This window comes from Atopomonas sediminilitoris (genome assembly GCF_022601735.1).
Classification (GTDB): Bacteria; Pseudomonadota; Gammaproteobacteria; order Pseudomonadales; family Pseudomonadaceae; genus Atopomonas; species Atopomonas sediminilitoris.
Genome location: NZ_JAKUMM010000007.1, coordinates 18,959 through 39,094 on the forward strand (window position 1 = coordinate 18,959; position 20,136 = coordinate 39,094).

Genomic DNA, 20,136 nt, shown 5'->3' on the forward strand with positions numbered 1-20,136 from the left:
TGGCCAACCTTGGCCGGCAAGTGGCGCTTTACAACACGCCACGGGCCTTCAGTGCGGCCAGAACCTGCTTAACACTGTCCTCCACCGAGGTGGCTTGGGTGTCAATCACCAAGTCCGCATCCAAGGGGACGTCATATGGGAATGACTCACCGGGGATGTTGTCTTGCGCTGCCGCGTACAAACCTTGCGGATCGCGCTCGCGGCAAGCTTCTGGCGAGGCTTGTACGTACACCGTCAGCAGACGTTCGCCACCGATCACCGCCTTGGCCGCTGCACGCCCTTCAGCGTTGGGCGCAACAAAGGCACACAGGCTGATCATGCCGGCTTCGTTGAACTGCTTGGCGATACGAGCACCACGCTGCCAATTCTCGTTACGGCCGCTACGGTCTTGCTCCAAACCTTTGTTGATGTCTTTACGCAAGTTTTGACCATCCAGCACATACACCGCACGGCCCATGTCGAATAGCTTGCGCTCAACGGCGTAGGCCAGGGTGCTCTTACCGGCGCCAGACAACCCGGAGAACAATACCGTGGCCGGCTGCTGGCCAAAGCGCGCAGCACGCTCGTCTTGCGTCACGTGGGCCAACTTACCGTGATGACCACCGGTATTCTGCTTCGCCAGCGGATCAGCGACGATCATGCCGGCGGCCACGGTGACGTTGGTCAAGCGGTCAATCACGATAAACGCACCGCTGGTGCGATTTTGCGCGTAACCGTCAAAGGCAATCGGCGCATCAAGGCTGATACGCACCTTGCCGATTTCGTTCAAAGCCAGCTCGCTGCTCGGCGCTTCTTCCAGCGTATTCACGTCGACACGGTGAACAATGCTTGGGATCGAGCCCGGCACATAACTGGTGGCACGCTTGAAGTCGTACTTTTTGCCGGGGCGCATGGGTTCTTCCGCCATCCACACCAGCATGGCATCGAAGCTGTCGGCAATTTGCGGGCGATTGTCGCCATGCACCAGCATGTCGCCGCGCGAGACGTCAATTTCGTCTTCCAAGGTCAGGGTAATTGCCTGTCCGGGAATCGCCTGCTCCAGCTCACCATCTTGAGTGACGATGCTCTTGACGCGACTGCTCTTGCCCGAGGGCAGCACCACCACATCATCGCCCTTGTGCACGATGCCCGAAGCCAACGTACCGCAGAAGCCACGGAAGTTGAGGTTAGGACGGTTCACGTACTGCACCGGGAAGCGCATGTCCGTCAGATTGCGGTCGGCGGCGATTTCGACGCTTTCCAGCACTTCCATCAAAGTCGGGCCGGTGTACCACGGCGATTGCTCGCTGCGGTTGACCACGTTGTCGCCCTTGAGCGCCGACATCGGCACAAATTGGATGCCGGCTTTATCCAGCTTCAGCTGATCGGCAAAGGCCAAGTAGTCGGCTTGAATCTTGTCAAACACCGCCTGATCGAAGTTGCACAGGTCCATCTTGTTGATGGCCACAACCAAGTGCTTGATACCTAACAACGAGGCGATAAAGCTGTGGCGGCGGGTTTGGGTCTGCACGCCATAACGTGCATCCACCAGAATAATCGCCAGATCACAAGTTGACGCACCGGTCGCCATGTTGCGCGTGTACTGCTCATGCCCGGGGGTATCAGCAATGATGAACTTGCGCTTGGCCGTCGAGAAATAGCGGTACGCCACGTCGATGGTGATGCCTTGCTCGCGCTCGGCTTGCAGACCGTCGACCAGCAAGGCCAGATCGACCTCCTCGCCCGTGGTGCCGACTTTCTTCGAGTCGCGGGTGATGGCTTCCATGTGATCTTCGTAGATCATTTTGGAGTCATGCAGCAAACGACCGATCAGGGTGCTTTTACCGTCATCCACGTTGCCGCAGGTGAGAAAGCGCAGCAGCTCTTTACGTTCGTGCTGCGCCAAATAGGCAAGGATGTCCTCGCCGATCAAATCAGATTGATGAGACATGCTGAGAAATCCTTAGAAGTAACCCTGACGTTTCTTTTCTTCCATCGAGCCGGCGGCGTCGTGGTCGATCACCCGCCCTTGGCGTTCGGAAGTGCGGGTCAGGAGCATTTCCTGAATGATTTCCGGCAGCGTGGCCGCCGTCGATTCCACAGCGCCGGTCAGCGGGTAGCAACCCAGCGTACGGAAACGCACCATCTTCTTGGTGATGCGGGCTTTTTCTTCGTCCGACAAGTGCTCAAGAATGCGCTCGTCATCGATCATGATCAGCGTGCCGTTCTTCTCGATCACTTCGCGCTCGGCGGCAAAGTACAGCGGCACAATCGGGATTTGCTCCAGATAGATGTACTGCCAAATGTCCAGCTCGGTCCAGTTGGACAACGGGAACACACGGATCGATTCGCCTTTCTTGACCTTGCCGTTGTAGACATTCCACAACTCAGGACGCTGATTTTTCGGGTCCCAGCGGTGCTTGCTGTCGCGGAAGGAATACACGCGCTCTTTGGCACGCGACTTTTCTTCATCGCGGCGCGCGCCACCAAAAGCGGCGTCAAAGCCGTACTTATCCAGCGCTTGCTTCAAACCCTCGGTCTTCATCACGTCGGTGTGCTTGGCACTGCCGTAGGTGAAGGGGTTCATGTCTTGCGCCACGCCATCGGGGTTGATGTGGGTGATCAGATCAAGGCCGTACTCGCTGACCATCTGCTCGCGGAAGCGGTACATCTCTTGAAACTTGAAACGGGTATCCACGTGCATCACCGGGAAGGGCAACTTGCCGGGGAAAAACGCCTTACGCGCTAAGTGCAGCATCACCGCTGAGTCTTTACCGATGGAATACAGCATCACGGGGTTGTCGAACTCAGCCGCCACTTCACGAATGATGTGGATACTTTCGGCTTCTAGCTCTTTGAGGTGCGTCAGTTTGTCGACCATGGCCTTCTCGTTAAGCAAGCAAATTGAAGCAGGCACGCCAGTGCCAGTGTGCTGCGCACTCTAACACAGAGCGTTTCTTCTAATAAGATCGGTTTTAAGAACAAAAAGCTATTGATATATAGCCCAGCTACGGCATTCCGTACTGAGCCTCACACGGGGTTAGCGCAATCAATGAACTGATGCTCGATGGCGAAATGACGCGCTAAATACTCCCCCAGCGCTTGCACGCCATAGCGCTCGGTGGCGTGATGGCCGGCGGCAATAAAGGTCAGGTCATTTTCCCGCGCGATATGCACCGTCGGCTCTGAAATCTCGCCAGTGATAAAGGCATCCACCCCCGCAGCCAGCGCTTTGTCGATATAGCTTTGCGCTGCCCCCGTGCACCATGCCAAGCGGCGAATCGGCTGACTGCCCGCCACCAGCAGTGGCTCGCGCCCCAACACTTGGCTCAATTGCGCCGCCAGCTCGGCAGGCGTTTGCGTGCTGGCCGGCGCACCGACTAAACCGACCGAACGCGGGTTATCGGCCTCTAGCCCACCCTCAATACTCCAGCCCAACAAACGCGCCAACTGCACGTTATTGCCAAGCTCGGCATGCACATCCAACGGCAGGTGATAAGCCAACAAGCTGATGTCGTTATCCAGCAGGGCTTTTATGCGCCGCTGCTTCATGCCGGTAATACACGGATTTTCACCCTTCCAAAAATAGCCGTGGTGCACCAACAGCACATCGGCTTGCGCTGCAATCGCCGCATCGACCAAGGCTTGGCTGGCCGTAACCCCGGAAATAATTCGACTGACGTTGGGCCGACCTTCTACTTGTAAACCATTAGGGCAATAGTCATTAAAGCGTGCCGCTTCCAGCACCCGATCGGCTTCGGCAACCAACTGCGTTAGGGCAATAGCCATGCCTTGTTCCTCTAATAAAGTGTTAGGAAGTCGCGAACAACGCCCTTGGGCGAGCAATTCCGTATAATGCCGCCACCTTAATGGCCTCTGCCCAGCACGACAAGACCAAGGAACTCGCATGAAACCCATGCTTAAGGCGCTCGCCTGGCCCATCGTTTGCGGCCTTCTTACCGCCTTACTGCTCAGCCAATACCTACCGCAGTGGCTCGGCGACGATGAACAGAAAGTCGAAATCCGCCAGGTCAATCCATGGCCTGCGCTGCAAAGCGCGCCCACCAGTTACGCCCAAGCCGTGCAACAGGCCGCGCCTGCGGTGGTGAACCTGTACACCACCAAGCTGGTGGCGCGCTCGCAGCAATCACTGGCACCGATTCAAGAGTTATTCGACCACAACTTGTCGGAGCAAAAACGTCTCGAATCCAGCTTAGGCAGCGGCGTGATCATGAGCCCGCAAGGGCACATTCTCACCAACAATCATGTGATCAGCGGCGCTGAACAGGTTGTGGTCGCACTGCGCGATGGACGCGAAACCGTCGCCAAAGTCATCGGCAGCGACCCAGAGACCGACCTTGCGGTACTGCAGATCGAGCTGGATGATTTGCCCAGCATGACCTTAGGGCAGTCCGATCAGATCCGCATCGGCGATGTCGCGCTGGCCATCGGCAACCCGTTTGGCGTTGGCCAGACTGTGACCATGGGCATCATCAGCGCCACCGGCCGCCACCAACTAGGGCTCAACACTTACGAAGATTTCATCCAGACCGACGCCGCCATCAACCCCGGCAACTCCGGCGGCGCATTGGTGGATGCTTACGGCAATTTGATCGGCATTAACACGGCGATTTTCAGCAAATCCGGCGGCTCGCAAGGCATCGGCTTTGCCATCCCCACCAAACTGGCGCTGTCGGTGATGGCATCGATCGTTGAAAATGGCCGCGTGATTCGCGGCTGGCTGGGGATTGAAGTGCAGCCACTGACGCCAGAGTTGGCCGAATCGTTTGATCTTGAGCAAGCCAACGGTGTGATTGTGGCCGGCGTGTATCGCGGCAGCCCCGCGGCCAAGGCCGGCATGCAACCTGGCGATGTCCTGCTCGCGATTGCCGGCAAGAAAGTCAGCGATGGCCACATAGCCATGAACCAAATCGCCCGCAGCGAACCCGGTGAAGCCGTCACGCTGACCGTACAGCGCAACGGTGCACCATTGGATTTGACCATCACCATCGGCGTGCGGCCGCAGATTAAGCGCGAATAACCCTACGCACAGAAGGCCGCCGCTGAGTTAGCAGCAGCCTTCGCCACTTAAGCGCACAACGGCTTAAGCGCCTCCAACAATGCCTGATTTTGTTCAGGGGTACCGATGGTGATGCGCAGGTATTGATCAATCCGTGCGGCCTTGAAGTGGCGCACTATCACGCCCTGTTCGCGCAGACCTTGCGCCAACGTTGCCGCATCACGCGCGGGGTGGCTGGCAAAGATGAAGTTAGCCGCCGAAGGCACAACGTTAAAACCTAACGCAGCCAGGGCCGTTGTGACCTCATTGCGGCTTTCGATCACCTTGCTGCAGGTGTCGATAAAGTAGTCGTCGTCCGCAAACGCCGCAGCCGCGCCCACAATCGCCATCCGATCCAGCGGATAGGAGTTAAAGCTGTTCTTAACCCGCTCCAACGCTTCGATCAGCTCCGCGTGGCCGACCGCCAAGCCAACACGCAGGCCCGCCAGCGAGCGCGACTTGGACAAGGTCTGGGTGACCAGCAGATTGGGGAAGTCGTTGACCAAGCTGATCGCGCTTTGTCCGCCAAAGTCGATGTAGGCCTCATCAATCACCACCACCGACTCGCGATTAAGCTCCAGCAAACACCGAATCTCATCCAGCGCCAACAAGCGCCCTGTCGGTGCGTTAGGGTTGGCAAAGATGATGCCGCCGTTGGGCTTGGCATAGGCACTGACATCTAGGCTGAAGTCATCCGCCAGTGCCACGGTTTCATACTGAATCCCATACAGGCCGCAGTACACAGGATAAAAGCTGTAGGTGATGTCGGGGAACAGAATCGGCAAATCTTGCTTAAACAGGCCGTAAAACAGGTGTGCCAGCACCTCATCCGAGCCGTTACCGACAAACACTTGCGCAGGCTGCACGCCGTAATAGTTGGCCACAGTCTGCTTGAGCAGGTCGCTGTTTGGGTCAGGGTACAGGCGTAGGCTATCGCCAATCTCAGCCTGCATGGCGGCCAACGCTTTGGGCGATGGGCCGTAGGGGTTTTCATTAGTGTTGAGCTTTACCAGCTTGCTCAGCTTGGGTTGCTCGCCCGGCACGTACGGCACCAGGTCTTTAACCAAGGGACTCCAGAACTTACTCATCTGCCCTTACTCCTCATGATCGCTTCGCGGTAGAGGCTGCGCTCTGCCTGTTCATTCAGTTTTTAATGCGGTATTCGGCGCTGCGCGCGTGCGCGGTTAGCGATTCGCCACGCGCCAATACCGAGGCCACTTGGCCTAGGGTCGAAGCGCCGGCGGCCGAGCAATGAATGATTGAGGAGCGCTTTTGGAAGTCGTAAACCCCCAACGGCGAAGAAAAGCGCGCCGTGCCAGAAGTCGGCAACACGTGGTTAGGGCCAGCACAGTAATCGCCCAGCGCCTCAGCGGTATAACGCCCCATAAAAATGGCGCCAGCGTGACGAATCTGCGACAAGTATTGCTCAGGCTCAGCCACCGACAGCTCAAGGTGCTCTGGCGCAATACGATTAGCGACCTCAATGGCCTGCGCCATATCAGCCACCTGAATCAAGGCGCCACGGCCTTGCAGCGAGGTGCGAATGATCTCAGCACGCTCCATGGTCGGCAGCAGCTTGGCGATGCTGGCGGCGACTCGGTCTAAAAACGCCGCATCGGGGCTGACCAGAATGCTTTGGGCATCTTCGTCGTGCTCCGCTTGCGAGAACAAATCCATGGCAATCCAATCAGGATCGGTTTGCCCATCGCAGACCACTAAAATTTCCGATGGACCGGCGATCATATCGATACCAACTTGGCCAAACACATGGCGTTTAGCCGTGGCCACGTAGATGTTGCCGGGACCGACGATCTTGTCGACTCGTGGCACGCTTTCGGTGCCATAGGCCAGCGCCGCCACGGCTTGCGCGCCACCGACGGTGAACACGCGATCCACACCGGCCACACAGGCGGCGGCGAGCACCAATTCGTTCAACTCGCCGCGTGGCGTCGGCACCACCATCACCACCTCGGGCACGCCGGCCACTTTGGCGGGGATCGCATTCATCAATACTGATGACGGGTACGCCGCCTTGCCGCCAGGCACATACAAACCGGCGCGATCCAGCGGCGTGACTTGCTGCCCCAGCACCGTGCCGTCGGCCTCGGTGTACTGCCACGAATCTTGCTTTTGCTTTTCGTGATAGCTGCGCACACGCTCGGCGGCCTGCTCAAGCGCAGCACGCTGTTCGGCGCTGATGCGGGTCAAGGCCAGTTCTAAACGCTCACGCGGCAGAATCAAATCCGCCATCGCCGTGGCGCTGACGCCATCAAAACGCTGAGTAAACTCAACAACGGCCGCATCGCCGCGACGACGCACGGCATCAATGATATCCAGCACGCGCTGGTTCACATCGGCATCAGAGACACTTTCCCACGCCAGCAGATGATCCAGATGCTGCGCAAAGTCCTGGTCACTGGCATTGAGACGGCGGATAGCGAAGGTCTGGCTCATGGTCTTTCTCTGTGTTGGGACAAACGAAATCGATTACGCGCGGGCCTCAACGGCCTGACGCAAGGCGGTGATCAGGGTATCCAATTCGGCGTGCTTCATTTTCATCGACGCCTTGTTCACCACCAAGCGCGAGCTGATAGTGGCGATGAGTTCTTGCGGCTCAAGGCCGTTGGCACGCAGGGTGTTGCCGGTATCCACCACGTCGATGATCTTATCGGCCAAGCCCACTAAGGGGGCCAGCTCCATCGAGCCGTACAGCTTGATCACCTCAACTTGGCGACCCTGCTCGGCGTAATAACGACGGGCGATGTTGACGAACTTGGTGGCCACGCGCAGACGCCCTTTGGGCTCCGGTGCGCCGACTTTGCCGGCTGTCATCAACTTGCAGCGCGCAATGTTCAAATCCAGCGGCTCGTATAGCTGACCGCCGTACTCCATCAACACGTCTTTACCGGCGACGCCCAAATCGGCAGCACCGTGTTCAACGTAGGTTGGCACATCGGTAGCGCGCACGATCAACAGCTGCACATCGTCGCGCGTGGTCGGGATGATCAACTTGCGGCTTTTTTCCGGATTTTCCGCCGGCACGATGCCGGCCTCGGCCAACAGCGGCAAGGTGTCGTCGAGGATGCGGCCTTTGGATAAGGCGATGGTCAGCATGACGCAGCTCTCTTAATTCAAGCGGGTGGCAGTGTGGGCACGGCATCCCCACACCGCAAAGGAATCAACCCGGTACGCGGCGAATGGTAGCGCCCAGCAGTTGCAGTTTTTCTTCGATGCACTCGTAACCACGGTCGATGTGATAAATGCGATCGACCAAGGTATCGCCTTCAGCCACCAAGCCAGCAATCACCAGCGAGGCCGAGGCACGCAAGTCGGTGGCCATCACCGGCGCGGACTTCAACTGCGGCACACCGGTAACGATGCAAGTATTGCCCTCAACCTGCACCTTAGCGCCCATACGCACCATCTCGTAGACGTGCATAAAGCGATTCTCGAACACGGTCTCGATCACAGTACCGGTGCCTTCGGCCACGGCATTCAAGCTGACGAACTGAGCCTGCATGTCGGTGGGGAACGCAGGGTACGGTGCGGTGCGCAAGTTCACCGCTTTCGGGCGGTTACCTTTCATGTCCAAGCTGATCCAGTCGCTACCGGTATCCACCATGGCACCGGACTCTTCTAGCTTGAGCAGCACGGCCTCAAGAATGGTCGGATCGGTGTCTTTCAGCTTGACCCGTCCGCCCGTTGCGGCAGCGGCCACTAAGTAAGTGCCGGTTTCGATACGGTCAGGCATCACCATGTAGCGTCCGCCTGCCAAGCGCTTAACGCCATCCACGGTAATGGTGGCGGTGCCAGCCCCTTGAATATTGGCGCCCATGGCGATCAGGCAATTGGCCAGATCAACCACTTCAGGCTCACGTGCGGCGTTCTCAATCACGCTGCGACCGTTAGCCAAAGCGGCGGCCATCAGAATATTTTCGGTACCGGTAACGGACACGGTATCGAAGAAGTAATGCGCACCGCGCAAGCCGCCTTCAGGGGCACGGGCTTTGATGTAGCCGTCTTCGACGGAAATATCGGCACCCATGGCTTCAAGGCCACGGATGTGCAGATCCACCGGACGCGAACCAATCGCACAGCCGCCGGGCAATGCCACTTCAGCATAACCAAAGCGCGCCACCATCGGACCCAGCACCAGAATCGACGCGCGCATGGTTTTAACCAACTCATACGGAGCGACCAGCGTGGTGATGCTCGAGGTATCGACTTCGACATTAAGCTTTTCGTCGATGGTCGGCTGCACACCCATGCGACCGAACAACTCGATCATGGTGGTGATGTCGTGCAGGTGCGGCAAGTTACCGATAGTGATCGGGCCATCCGCCAGCAACGTGGCCGCCAGAATCGGCAGAGCGGAGTTCTTGGCACCAGAGATGCGAATCTCGCCGTCTAGGCGCTTACCGCCAGTAATGATCAGTTTGTCCATGCCGGAATGCTCAGTTGCGCTCGGCCCAAGCCGCGCGAGAAAAGAAATTCATGGTGACGGCGTGCATGCTGCCATCCGCGATCCAGTGATTCAGTTGGGCGTACACCCGCTGCTGCCGCTGTACAGGGCGCAAAGCGGCCAGTTCGTCACTGATCAGGTTCAGGGTGAAATTGCAGCCTTCGCCTTCCACTTCAACCTGAGTGTCGGCCAGTTGGCTTTCAAGATGACGTTTAACGTCGAGCGCTTGCATGGCGTTCCTCAACAACTGCGCCCTTGCGGGCCAAAAGAACGCTGGATAATACAGGAAAGCCGGTAGCTTGAGCCACCGGCGCGTCTTACTTAGACCAGAATCTCGCTCACTTCAGAGACGTGCGCCATCTGCTGCAAGTCCTCCGGCAGCTGCTCAATACGCAGCGTTTGCTGGCGTTTAACAGCAGCCCGCTTAAGCACCAACAACAGAGAAAGCCCGACACTGTTGGATTTCTCGATTGCTGAGCAATCCAACACCACCTCTTGGCCTGCCTCAGCGAGCAAGCGCTCAGCCTCTGCGCGCACAGCAATCACGCTGTGATGATCCAGCACACCGCTGAGCTTAAGCACGTTATTGCTTAGGCTCGCTTGTGCCATCACTGCTTGGCCTCGGCTGATTGGCGCGCACGCGACACCGTGTCAGCCCAAGAGTCGATCACCTTGTCGAGGTTATTGTTGTTGCGACGCATAGAGTCGGCGAACTGATCGCGGAACAACTTACCCACGTTAATGCCTTCAATGATCACATTGCGCAGCTTCCACTGCGCACCATCAGCCACCATGGTGTAGCTGACCTTATACAGCGCACCATTGTCGCCCTGCACTTCCATATCGACCGAAGCACGCTGGGCGGTATCACGACCATTACCGGGCAACACACGAATTGCCTGATTGTTGTAGGCCAACAAGGCATTACCGTAGAACTGCACCAAGCTGCGCTTAAACGTTTCTTCAAAACGCTGCATCTGCTCATTGGACGCGCGACCAATAAACTTAGCCGTCATCACACCGCGCGCAATACCAGGGAAATCCGTAACCGGTGACAAAATGGTATTCAGCGACTGATAGAACTGCTCAGGATCTTGCTTAAACTCATCGCGCCGCGTGTTGAGCTCACCCAGCATCTGATCCACTGTGCTTTGCACAACTTGCTGAGCCGTCGAGGCCCACGCAAAAGCAGGCAACAGCAGGGCTAAACCCAAGAAAAAAGGAGCAAAGAACTTTTTCATTATCAACTCTCTTTTACACGCTCACGGTTATTCGTCTTTATTGACCGAATTGAGCAAAAACTTGCCAATCAACTCTTCCAGCACTAACGCCGACTGGGTGTCGCGAATCGTGTCGCCATCGGCGATCAACTCTTCATCACCACCAACACTGATACCAATGTACTTCTCGCCCAACAGACCCGCGGTGAGGATCGAAGCGGTAGAGTCCAGCGGCAGGTTATTCACCTCACCCTGAATATCCATCGCCACGCGCCCCATGTAACTGTCGCGATCCAAGTCGATAGCCACCACCTTACCAATAGTGACGCCAGCCATGGTCACTTTGGCACGCGCAGCCAAACCTGAAATATTGTCGAAATAGGCATAGACCCGATAGGTGTCTTGGGTACTGGCCACGGTCAAGCCACTGACACGCAAGGCCAACAGCACCAATGCCAGCACTCCCGCCAGCAAAAACAGCCCGACACTGATTTCCAAAGTACGGGTTTTCATCAGTAATCTCCGAACATCAGAGCAGTAAGAATAAAGTCCAAGCCCAGCACAGCCAGCGAGGCATGAACCACAGTACGGGTGGTCGCGCGACTGATGCCTTCCGAAGTAGGCTCGCAGTCATAACCTTGGAACACAGCAATCCAAGTCACCACCACGGCGAACACCACACTCTTGATCACGCCGTTAAGCACGTCATCGTAGAAGTCCACCGAATTTTGCATATTGCTCCAAAAGGAGCCTTCAAAGACGCCCAGCCACTCCACAGCCACCATGCTGCCGCCCCAGATGCCGACCACGCTGAAGATGCAGGCCAGCAAAGGCATGGAAATAAAGCCTGCCCACAGGCGCGGGGCAATCACATATTTGAGCGGGTCAACGCCGATCATCTCCAAGCTAGACAGCTGCTCGGTCGATTTCATGTTGCCAATTTCAGCGGTTAACGCCGAACCGGCGCGACCGGCAAATAACAACGCCGTGACCACAGGACCAAGCTCACGCAGCAGCGTTAAAGCCACCATCTGCCCCACGGCTTGTTCTGAGCCGTAATCCGACAAAATGCTGTAGCCCTGCAGCGCCAGCACCATGCCAATAAACACCCCAGACACCACAATAATCGCCAGCGACAGCACACCGACCGAGTAAAGCTGCTGCATGAGCAATTGCAGGCGATTACCGAACGAAGCACGCCCTGCGATAGCCAAAAACAAAAACACCACCGAACGCCCCATGGCGGCCAACACATCGAGACCTGCACGCCCGAGCAAGGCAATGCGATCCAATACCGTTGTTGCTTTAGCCACGGACGCCTCCCAATAAGTCGTCAGCCAGTTTATTGGCCGGAAAATGGAAAGGCACTGGGCCGTCGGGACTGCCCTGCATAAATTGTTTAATGCGCGGATTATCTGAAGCCATCAGCTCATCAGGGGTGCCATGCCCCAACACCTGGCTATCGCCCACCACATAAATGTAGTCAGCAATGCTGGCCGTTTCGGCCAAGTCATGCGATACCACGATACTGGTGATACCCAGTGCATCGTTTAACAGGCGAATCAAGCGCACTAAAACCCCCATCGCAATGGGGTCCTGCCCAACAAAGGGCTCGTCGTACAGCAGAATTTGCGGATCCAGTGCGATCGCACGCGCCAAGGCCACACGGCGCTTCATGCCGCCAGACAGCTCGTCAGGCATTAAATCGATCGCACCACGCAGCCCCACGGCCTGCAATTTAAGCAGTACGATGTCGCGAATCATGTCATCGGGTAACTGTGTGTGCACACGCAGTGGGAAAGCGACGTTTTCAAACACACTCAGATCAGTAAACAAAGCGCCGCTTTGAAACAGCACGCCCATGCGCTTACGCAAATCGAAGAGTTCGGTGCGGGCAAGACTCGGCAGATTGCTGCCATCCACCCAAATTTCGCCGCTTTCAGCGCGCAACTGGGCGCCGATCAAACGTAACAAGGTGGTTTTCCCGCAGCCTGACGGACCCATGATGCCCGTGACTTTGCCGCGCGGAATGGCAATATCCACATTGTTGAAGATAAAACGTTCGCCGCGCCGAAAGGAAACCCCTTTTAGCTCAACCGCGTTGCGTGCGTCAGTAGCCATTCCGACTCCTTGTGAATAACCTCAAAACACCCGCCACATAACTCAACTGCTTCATTTTACTGCCTATTCCCTAGGCGCCTCGGCAGGCGGCGCGCACTATATCACCCGCCCTACTATAGGCCCAAGTCAATCGGCGCGCTTTTTGCCGAATGGCGCGCCGGCCTTGCGCGTTTTAACGCAACCGCATCCCCCTCAGCGCTTTCAAGGTATACTGCGGCGTTTTCAGCCGTGCTCCTTATTAACACCATGAGTAATCTGCACCCGCATCTTGTCTCTGCCGAACGCACCATTGGTTTAGAGCGCAACGCCATCGAACAGCTACAGCGGCAGCTGGATGATCACTTCGTGCGCGCGTGCGACATGATCCTGAATTGCAAAGGCCGTGTTGTGGTGGTCGGCATGGGCAAGTCTGGCCATATTGGCAATAAGATTGCCGCCACGCTCGCCAGCACAGGCACGCCGGCTTTTTTTGTGCACCCAGCAGAAGCCAGTCACGGCGACATGGGCATGATCACCAAAGAAGACGTGGTGATCGCGCTGTCTAATTCTGGCTCCACCAGCGAAATCGTCACCCTACTCCCGTTAATCAAGCGCCTCGGCATTGCCTTGATCAGCATCACCGGCAACCCACAATCAACACTGGCGCGTAGCGCTGACGCCGCGCTGGATGCTCGCGTTGCCGAAGAAGCCTGCCCACTCAACTTGGCCCCCACCTCATCCACAACGGCCGCTTTGGTTCTGGGTGATGCCTTAGCCATTGCGCTTCTAGAGGCGCGCGGCTTTACCGCCGAAGACTTCGCGTTTTCGCACCCTGGTGGCGCACTGGGTCGACGCTTACTGCTAAAAGTGGACGACATCATGCACAGCGGTGCACGTCTGCCTAAAGTCAGCCCGGACACCTCGATAAAAGAAGCACTTTTAGAAATGACCCGCCAAGGCCTTGGCCTGACTGCGATCATTGATGAACATGGCGACCTGCAGGGCATCTTCACCGATGGCGACCTCCGTCGCACGCTGGACAAGCCGTTGGACTTAGCCAACACCGCGATTGCCGAGGTGATGACACGTCAATGCAAAACCGCCCAACTCGGCCACTTAGCTGCCGAGGCGCTTAATATCATGGAGCAAAGCAAAATCGCCGGCCTGATCGTGGTTGATGAGCACAACAAACCCGTCGGCGCCCTCAACATGCACGACTTGCTTCGCGCTGGAGTTGTTTAATGAACCCATCACTGACCCGCCGCGCACAAGCCATTCGCCTAGCCGTTTTCGATGTCGACGGCGTCCTAACCGACGGCAAGCTGTACTTCTTACCCGATGGCAGTGAGTTTAAAACCTTCAACACGCTCGATGGTCACGGCATCAAAATGCTGATGCAGGCCGGCATTCAAACCGCCATCATCACCGGACGCAGCAGCGCCGTGGTGGAGCGTCGCGCTAAAAACCTTGGCATTCAGCACCTGTTTCAAGGGCGCGAAGATAAATTCATTGCGCTCAATGAGCTATTGGGCAGCCTCGAAGAGCCCATCAGCCTTGAGCAAGTCGCCTACCTAGGAGACGACCTGCCCGACCTAACCGCCATCCGCCGTGTAGGCTTAGGCATGGCCGTGGCCAGCGGCGATGCTTTTGTTCGTCAGCACGCCCACGGCGTCACCCAAGCCGCCGGTGGCGCCGGTGCCGCTCGTGAGTTTTGCGAGTTTATTCTTCAAGCACAGGGCAAACTGGAAGCCCTGCAGCACGCTTACCTCTGAGGACGCCATGCCACGTTACGTGCAAATTGCCCTATTAGGTTTAGCCGGTATCGGCTTACTGGCGATCGGCTACTGGAACATCAGCCCCGACAGCTTTAATAAGGCGCCAAAAACCAGCACCACTGAGCAAGACATCGACTACTACGTGGTGGGCGCAACCACGCGCGCCTTTAACGAAGACGGCAGCAAGAAATACTTCATGACCGCCACCCGCCTAGACCACCTCAAAGCCAGCGACGTAACCCTTGTTGAAGTGCCGCACCTCAAGCTATTTCGCAGCAATGAGGCCGAACCGTGGCTGGTGGATGCGCGCAAAGGCGAAGTCAGCCCCGGCGGCAAAGAGGTTGAGCTCATCGAGCAAGTTAAGATCGACCACCTCGATATCAAGCAGCAACGCACAACGCTGACCACCTCGCGTCTGACGGTTATTCCCGATAAGGATTATGCCGAAACCGCACAACCCGTTAGAATCGACGCCGCCAACGGCACCACCACCGCTACCGGCATGCGCGCTTACCTCAAGGAAAGTCGCATGCAATTGCTTTCAAATGTAAGAGGACAGCATGAAGCGCCTTGATTTCTCTGCCGGCCTATTGGGCCTGAGCCTGCTGCTGGGATGCGCACACAGCTGGGCATTACCCGCCGACCGCGAACAACCGATTCGCATCCAAGCTGACGCCGCCGAGCTAGACGACCGTCAGGGCGTTGCCGTGTACACCGGCGCTGTGGTCGTCACCCAGGGCACCCTGCAAATCACCGGCGACAAGGTCACCCTTACCCGCGACGCCACCGGTGAAGTCGACATCGTCACCGCCGTCGGCAACTTAGCGCAGTATCAACAGCAGCCCTCCAGCGACAAACAGCTGGTTAAAGCTTGGGGCCGCACGATCCAATACAAAGCCGCCAGCGAACGCATCATCCTGATCGATCAGGCCAAGGTCGTACAGGAAGGCAACACCTTCGAAGGCGAGAAGATCATTTACGACACAGCACGGCAAATCGTTAACGCCGGCCGCGCTACCGGCAACACCGTCAATACGCCGCGTCCGCGCATTGACATGGTGATTCAACCGAAGAAGAAGCAGGACAACTGATGGCGACCCTCAAAGCCCAACACTTGGCCAAGAGTTACAACAAACGCCAAGTGGTGCGTGACGTCTCAGTGGTCATTGATAGCGGCCAAGTCGTGGGCTTGCTGGGGCCCAACGGCGCCGGCAAAACGACCTGTTTCTACATGATCGTTGGCTTAGTACAGGCCGACCAAGGTCGCGTTTTGATTGATGATTTGGACGTAACGCGCCGCCCCATGCACGGCCGCGCCCGCGCCGGCATTGGCTATCTGCCGCAAGAAGCATCTATTTTTCGCAAGCTGACCGTAGCCGACAACATCATGGGCATTTTAGAAACCCGCAGCGAGCTGTCACGCAGCCAACGTCGCGACATGCTCGAAAGCCTGCTGCAGGAATTTCACATCACCCATATTCGTGACAACCTCGGCATGAGCTTGTCCGGCGGTGAACGCCGTCGTGTGGAAATCGCGCGCGCGTTAGCCACCGAGCCACGCTTCATCCTGCTGGATGAACCCTTTGCCGGCGTTGACCCAATCTCCGTTGGCGACATCAAGCAAATTATTCAGCAATTAAAAGATCGCGGTATCGGCGTTTTGATCACCGACCACAACGTGCGTGAAACCTTAGACATTTGTGAGCACGCCTACATCGTCAGCGAAGGCCGCCTGATCGCTGAAGGCACCGCCGAAGAAGTGCTCGCTAACCAGCAGGTACGCGACGTCTATCTTGGCGAAAGCTTCCGTCTGTAATCAGCGCAACACATGCTCCGCTCGGAGCATGTGAAACTTTCTTCACGTATTCCTCAAGCACGTCTAGGCAAACTGCACCTTATCGGGCATATAATTTGCTAAAGCGCACTCGCGCACGGCTTCCGCAGTTAACGCCCAATACGGCGCATGAAGACAAGGTGCTAAGCTTCCGCTCATGAAACCTACGCTCGTCCTAAAAATGGGGCAGCAGCTGACGATGACCCCGCAGCTGCAGCAAGCCATCCGCCTCCTACAACTTTCCACGCTCGATTTGCGTCAGGAAATCCAAGAAGCGTTGGAAACCAACCCCATGCTGGAAATGCCCGAAGACGGCGACGACGACTACGATCAAAACAGTGACGGTAACGACAGCGACGGTGATGACATCCAGCATCCCGAGCCGGCCAAGATTGAAGCGCTCAACAGCGACAACGCCACGCCCGACGACATCGACACCGATCAATGGGAAGACCGCATCCCCAATGAGCTACCCGTCGATACTGCATGGGAAGACATCTACCAAACCTCTGCCAGCAGCCTACCGGCCTCCAGCGATGACGATGAGTGGGACTTCACCCAGCGCACCGGTGCTGGGGTAAGCCTGCAAGGGCACCTGTTGTGGCAACTTAACCTCGCCCCGATGAATGATCGCGACCGCATGATCGCCATCACCTTGATCGACGCCATCAACAGCGACGGCTACCTCGAAGAAAGTCTGGAAGAAATCCTCAGCGCCTTCGAGCCCGAACTGGACGTTGAGCTTGATGAAGTGGAAATGGTGCTGCACCGCATCCAGCAATTTGAGCCGGTCGGCATTGCGGCGCGCGATCTCGGCGAGTGTCTTCTCCTGCAATTGCGCCAACTGCCCGAAGACACCCCGCTATTGGCCACCACTAGGCGCTTAGTCACGGACTATCTCGACGTACTCGGCAGTCGTGACTACAGCCAGCTGATGCGCCGCATGAAGCTCAGCGAAGACGAGCTCAAGGGCGTCATCACCCTCATACAAACGCTAAACCCGCGCCCAGCCGCACAAATTGCCGCCAGCGAGCCGGAATACGTCACCCCTGATGTCATCGTCACGCGCGACAATGGCCGCTGGCTGGTAGAACTCAATAGCGATGCCATGCCACGCCTGCGCGTTAACCGGCAGTACTCGTCACTGGTCAAGCGCGCCGACAGCAGCGCCGACAACAGCTACATGCGCAACAACCTGCAAGAGGCACGCTGGTTCATTAAAAGCCTGCAAAGCCGCAACGAAACCCTGATGAAAGTCGCCACGCAGATTGTTGAACAACAGCGCGGCTTTCTTGAGTACGGCGAAGAAGCCATGAAGCCCATGGTGCTCGCCGACATCGCCGAGATTGTTGGCATGCATGAATCAACCATCTCGCGCGTGACCACACAAAAGTACATGCACACCCCGCGCGGCATTTTCGAGCTGAAATATTTCTTCTCCAGCCACGTCAGTACCGCAGAAGGCGGCGAGTGTTCCTCCACCGCCATTCGCGCCATGATCAAGAAATTGGTCAGTGCTGAAAACCCGAAAAAGCCGTTGAGCGACAGCAAGATCGCTGGTCTACTGGAAGAGCAAGGCATCCAGGTCGCCCGCCGCACCATTGCCAAGTATCGAGAATCTTTGGGAATTCTCTCCTCCAGCGAGCGCAAACGGCTGGTGTAAATTTGTTGACCTGAAGCAGGCATCCGTACCGCAGTTTGACTAACCTGTTAGTAAAACCACAGGCACCAAGGAGACAGCTGTATGCAAGTCAATATCAGTGGCCACCAGCTTGAAGTTACCGAACCTCTGCGCGAATACATCCAGGAAAAACTCAAAAAACTGGAGCGACATTTCGATAAAATCACCAACGTGCAAGTCACCATGGAAGTCGAAAAACTCCGCCAGAAAGTCGAAGCCACCTTGCATATCACCGGCGGCACCATCGCCGCTAACGCCGAACACGACGACATGTACGCCGCCATCGACCTGTTAACCGACAAGCTCGACAGGCAGCTAATCAAACACAAAGAAAAACATTCCGATCGCTTACAAGGCGTCGGCACTCGTTAACTACACGACCTCATATAGCATGATTCGATTGCAGCAAATCCTGACCCCTGAACGCTCCTTAGTGAACGTTCAGGGTGGCAGCAAAAAACGCGTTCTTGAGCATATCGCCGAGCTGGTCGCCAAAGACCAGCCCGGCCTTAGCGCGGACACCATCTTTGACAGCTTAATCGCGCGCGAGCGTTTGGGCTCGACAGGCTTTGGTAACGGCATCGCCATCCCGCATTGCCGCATCGCCGGCGCGAGCGAGCCCATGAGCATGGTGCTGCACTTAAGCGACGCCATTGACTTTGACGCGCTCGACGGCGCCCCTGTTGATCTTCTGTTCGTGCTTTTAGTCCCAGAAGAAGCCACCGACGAGCACCTTGAGTTACTCAGCCAAGTCGCTGGCCTGCTCGATAAACCGGCGATTCGCCAACAATTACGCGACGCTGACAGTAACCAAGCACTGTATCAAACCATCGTTGATCTGCAGCAGGCCGCCTAATATGCGTTTAATTGTGGTCAGCGGGCGCTCTGGGTCAGGCAAAAGTACTGCCCTCAACGTGCTGGAGGACCACGGCTATTACTGTATCGACAACCTACCGGCCGGCCTGCTGATTGATCTTGCCGAGCGCACGCTGGCCAGCAATGACCTGCTCTACCCCAAAATTGCCGTTTCTATCGATGCTCGCAATCTACCGGGGCAACTGGAGCGCTTCCCAGAGCTGCTGCAAGAAGTCCGCAGTCGCAACATTCGCTGCGACGTCGTGTTTTTAGATGCCGATGATGAAACCCTACTTAAGCGTTTCTCCGAGACGCGCCGCAAGCACCCGCTTACCAGCGAGGAACGCTCCCTCGCCGAAGCCATTGCCGACGAGGGCAAAGTACTGGGCGCCATCAGCGATTTGTGCGACCTCAAAGTCGATACCACGTCACTAAATCTCTACCAGCTCAAAGACTTACTCAAGCTGCGCTTACTGGATGAGCCTGAACCGGGCACCGCTTTTCTGATAGAATCGTTTGGCTTCAAGCGTGGAGTCCCGATCGACGCCGACGTAGTGTTTGATGTGCGTTGCTTGCCTAATCCTTATTGGAAACCAGAAATACGGAGCTTTTCTGGATTAGAGCAACCGGTGATCGACTATCTCAGCGCACAGCCCGAGGTGGACGAAATGTTCACCGACATCTTCACTTATCTAAGCAAGTGGCTACCTCGCTTCGCGGCCAGTAACCGCTCGTACGTGACGGTGGCGATTGGCTGTACCGGCGGACACCACCGCTCAGTGTATTTGGCCGAGAAAACCGCCAACGCACTCAAAAACACATTACGCAATGTGCAGGTCCGTCACCGTGATTTGCACGGCTAAGGACTCGCATGCCAACAACCGACATCACCATCATCAATAAACTGGGCTTACATGCCCGTGCAGCGGCCAAGCTGGTCGGTGTGGCGGCGCAATTTAGTGCCAAGGTGAATGTCGGGCGCACGCAAGATAAATTAGTCGACGCCAAAAGTATTATGTCGGTGATGCTGCTGGCCGCCGCCAAAGGTTCGACCATTCATATCCACACTGAGGGAGACGACGCGGATCAAGCGCTGCAAGCAGTCATTGCGCTGATCAACAATCGCTTTGACGAACCCGAATAGCACTGTGACCTGACCCCATCGTCACCC

At 56.8% G+C, this 20,136-nt stretch carries 24 protein-coding genes; 11 read left to right on the forward strand and 13 right to left on the reverse strand.

All coding sequences use genetic code 11. The features are described from left to right. Positions 1–28: 28 nt before the first annotated feature. From cysN to MKI83_RS11725, 3 genes are all read right to left on the reverse strand, one after another. The gene (gene cysN, locus MKI83_RS11715; RefSeq protein WP_241586346.1) at positions 29–1,930 is read right to left on the reverse strand and encodes a sulfate adenylyltransferase subunit CysN; all 1,902 of its coding nucleotides are present in this window, start codon (positions 1,928–1,930) and stop codon (positions 29–31) included. A gap of 12 nt (positions 1,931–1,942) precedes the next feature. Beyond that, positions 1,943–2,860, reverse strand: coding sequence for a sulfate adenylyltransferase subunit CysD (cysD, locus tag MKI83_RS11720; protein WP_241586348.1), 918 nt, complete (start codon positions 2,858–2,860; stop codon positions 1,943–1,945). Between the two features lie 149 nt (positions 2,861–3,009). Continuing rightward, positions 3,010–3,768, reverse strand: coding sequence for a Nif3-like dinuclear metal center hexameric protein (locus MKI83_RS11725; protein WP_241586358.1), 759 nt, complete (start codon positions 3,766–3,768; stop codon positions 3,010–3,012). A gap of 118 nt (positions 3,769–3,886) precedes the next feature. Here MKI83_RS11725 and MKI83_RS11730 point away from each other — a divergent pair, with 118 nt between their 5' ends. Continuing rightward, positions 3,887–5,020: a S1C family serine protease gene (locus MKI83_RS11730; protein WP_241586359.1), complete on the forward strand. Its 1,134-nt coding sequence runs from the start codon at positions 3,887–3,889 to the stop codon at positions 5,018–5,020. Positions 5,021–5,067: 47 nt separating this feature from the next. Here MKI83_RS11730 and hisC read toward each other — a convergent pair whose 3' ends face one another. From hisC to MKI83_RS11780, 10 genes are all read right to left on the reverse strand, one after another. Further along, positions 5,068–6,126 carry a histidinol-phosphate transaminase gene (hisC, locus tag MKI83_RS11735; RefSeq protein WP_241586361.1) on the reverse strand — a complete coding sequence of 353 codons (1,059 nt, stop codon included), beginning with the start codon at positions 6,124–6,126 and terminating at the stop codon, positions 5,068–5,070. A 55-nt stretch (positions 6,127–6,181) separates the two neighbouring features. Next, positions 6,182–7,492 carry a histidinol dehydrogenase gene (gene hisD / locus MKI83_RS11740; protein ID WP_241586371.1) on the reverse strand — a complete coding sequence of 437 codons (1,311 nt, stop codon included), beginning with the start codon at positions 7,490–7,492 and terminating at the stop codon, positions 6,182–6,184. Positions 7,493–7,525: 33 nt separating this feature from the next. After that, complete coding sequence (gene hisG / locus MKI83_RS11745; protein WP_241586373.1) at positions 7,526–8,152, reverse strand: ATP phosphoribosyltransferase; 627 nt, start codon at positions 8,150–8,152, stop codon at positions 7,526–7,528. Positions 8,153–8,216: 64 nt separating this feature from the next. Continuing rightward, entirely contained in the window at positions 8,217–9,482 is a 1,266-nt protein-coding gene (murA, locus tag MKI83_RS11750) for a UDP-N-acetylglucosamine 1-carboxyvinyltransferase (protein ID WP_241586375.1), read from the reverse strand. A gap of 10 nt (positions 9,483–9,492) precedes the next feature. Next, a complete protein-coding gene (locus tag MKI83_RS11755) occupies positions 9,493–9,732 on the reverse strand; it encodes a BolA family protein (RefSeq protein ID WP_241586377.1) in 240 nt (79 codons plus the stop codon). Between the two features lie 89 nt (positions 9,733–9,821). Continuing rightward, positions 9,822–10,109, reverse strand: coding sequence for an STAS domain-containing protein (locus MKI83_RS11760; RefSeq protein ID WP_241586379.1), 288 nt, complete (start codon positions 10,107–10,109; stop codon positions 9,822–9,824). Continuing rightward, positions 10,109–10,741, reverse strand: coding sequence for an MlaC/ttg2D family ABC transporter substrate-binding protein (locus tag MKI83_RS11765; RefSeq protein WP_241586381.1), 633 nt, complete (start codon positions 10,739–10,741; stop codon positions 10,109–10,111). The genes MKI83_RS11760 and MKI83_RS11765 overlap by 1 nt, the downstream gene beginning before the upstream one ends. Before the next feature lie 27 nt (positions 10,742–10,768). Beyond that, positions 10,769–11,233, reverse strand: a complete 465-nt coding sequence (gene mlaD, locus MKI83_RS11770; RefSeq protein WP_241586383.1) for an outer membrane lipid asymmetry maintenance protein MlaD — start codon at positions 11,231–11,233, stop codon at positions 10,769–10,771. Then, positions 11,233–12,012, reverse strand: coding sequence for a lipid asymmetry maintenance ABC transporter permease subunit MlaE (gene mlaE, locus MKI83_RS11775; protein WP_245399759.1), 780 nt, complete (start codon positions 12,010–12,012; stop codon positions 11,233–11,235). Before mlaE ends, mlaD begins: the two co-directional genes overlap by 1 nt. 13 nt (positions 12,013–12,025) lie before the next feature. Next, positions 12,026–12,841, reverse strand: coding sequence for an ATP-binding cassette domain-containing protein (locus tag MKI83_RS11780; RefSeq protein ID WP_241586403.1), 816 nt, complete (start codon positions 12,839–12,841; stop codon positions 12,026–12,028). Between the two features lie 246 nt (positions 12,842–13,087). On the opposite strand from MKI83_RS11780, the gene MKI83_RS11785 reads away from it, so the two are divergent. The 10 genes from MKI83_RS11785 (at position 13,088) to MKI83_RS11830 (ending at position 20,109) form a co-directional block, all read left to right on the forward strand. After that, positions 13,088–14,062, forward strand: coding sequence for a KpsF/GutQ family sugar-phosphate isomerase (locus MKI83_RS11785; RefSeq protein WP_241586405.1), 975 nt, complete (start codon positions 13,088–13,090; stop codon positions 14,060–14,062). After that, the gene (locus MKI83_RS11790; protein WP_241586407.1) at positions 14,062–14,592 is read left to right on the forward strand and encodes a KdsC family phosphatase; all 531 of its coding nucleotides are present in this window, start codon (positions 14,062–14,064) and stop codon (positions 14,590–14,592) included. Before MKI83_RS11785 ends, MKI83_RS11790 begins: the two co-directional genes overlap by 1 nt. Before the next feature lie 7 nt (positions 14,593–14,599). After that, on the forward strand, positions 14,600–15,169 hold the full coding sequence (gene lptC, locus MKI83_RS11795) for an LPS export ABC transporter periplasmic protein LptC (protein ID WP_241586417.1): 570 nt from the start codon (positions 14,600–14,602) through the stop codon (positions 15,167–15,169). Then, a complete protein-coding gene (lptA, locus tag MKI83_RS11800; RefSeq protein WP_241586419.1) occupies positions 15,156–15,686 on the forward strand; it encodes a lipopolysaccharide transport periplasmic protein LptA in 531 nt (176 codons plus the stop codon). The genes lptC and lptA overlap by 14 nt, the downstream gene beginning before the upstream one ends. Beyond that, the gene (gene lptB / locus MKI83_RS11805; RefSeq protein WP_241586421.1) at positions 15,686–16,411 is read left to right on the forward strand and encodes an LPS export ABC transporter ATP-binding protein; all 726 of its coding nucleotides are present in this window, start codon (positions 15,686–15,688) and stop codon (positions 16,409–16,411) included. Before lptA ends, lptB begins: the two co-directional genes overlap by 1 nt. Positions 16,412–16,586: 175 nt before the next feature. Next, positions 16,587–18,092, forward strand: a complete 1,506-nt coding sequence (locus MKI83_RS11810) for an RNA polymerase factor sigma-54 (RefSeq protein ID WP_241586423.1) — start codon at positions 16,587–16,589, stop codon at positions 18,090–18,092. An 81-nt stretch (positions 18,093–18,173) separates the two neighbouring features. After that, positions 18,174–18,482, forward strand: a complete 309-nt coding sequence (gene hpf / locus MKI83_RS11815) for a ribosome hibernation-promoting factor, HPF/YfiA family (protein WP_241586425.1) — start codon at positions 18,174–18,176, stop codon at positions 18,480–18,482. 19 nt (positions 18,483–18,501) lie between these two features. After that, positions 18,502–18,966: a PTS IIA-like nitrogen regulatory protein PtsN gene (ptsN, locus tag MKI83_RS11820; RefSeq protein WP_241586427.1), complete on the forward strand. Its 465-nt coding sequence runs from the start codon at positions 18,502–18,504 to the stop codon at positions 18,964–18,966. Position 18,967: 1 nt separating this feature from the next. Beyond that, positions 18,968–19,828, forward strand: a complete 861-nt coding sequence (gene rapZ, locus MKI83_RS11825) for an RNase adapter RapZ (RefSeq protein WP_241586429.1) — start codon at positions 18,968–18,970, stop codon at positions 19,826–19,828. Positions 19,829–19,836: 8 nt separating this feature from the next. Next, complete coding sequence (locus tag MKI83_RS11830; RefSeq protein ID WP_241586439.1) at positions 19,837–20,109, forward strand: HPr family phosphocarrier protein; 273 nt, start codon at positions 19,837–19,839, stop codon at positions 20,107–20,109. Positions 20,110–20,136 lie beyond the last annotated feature (27 nt).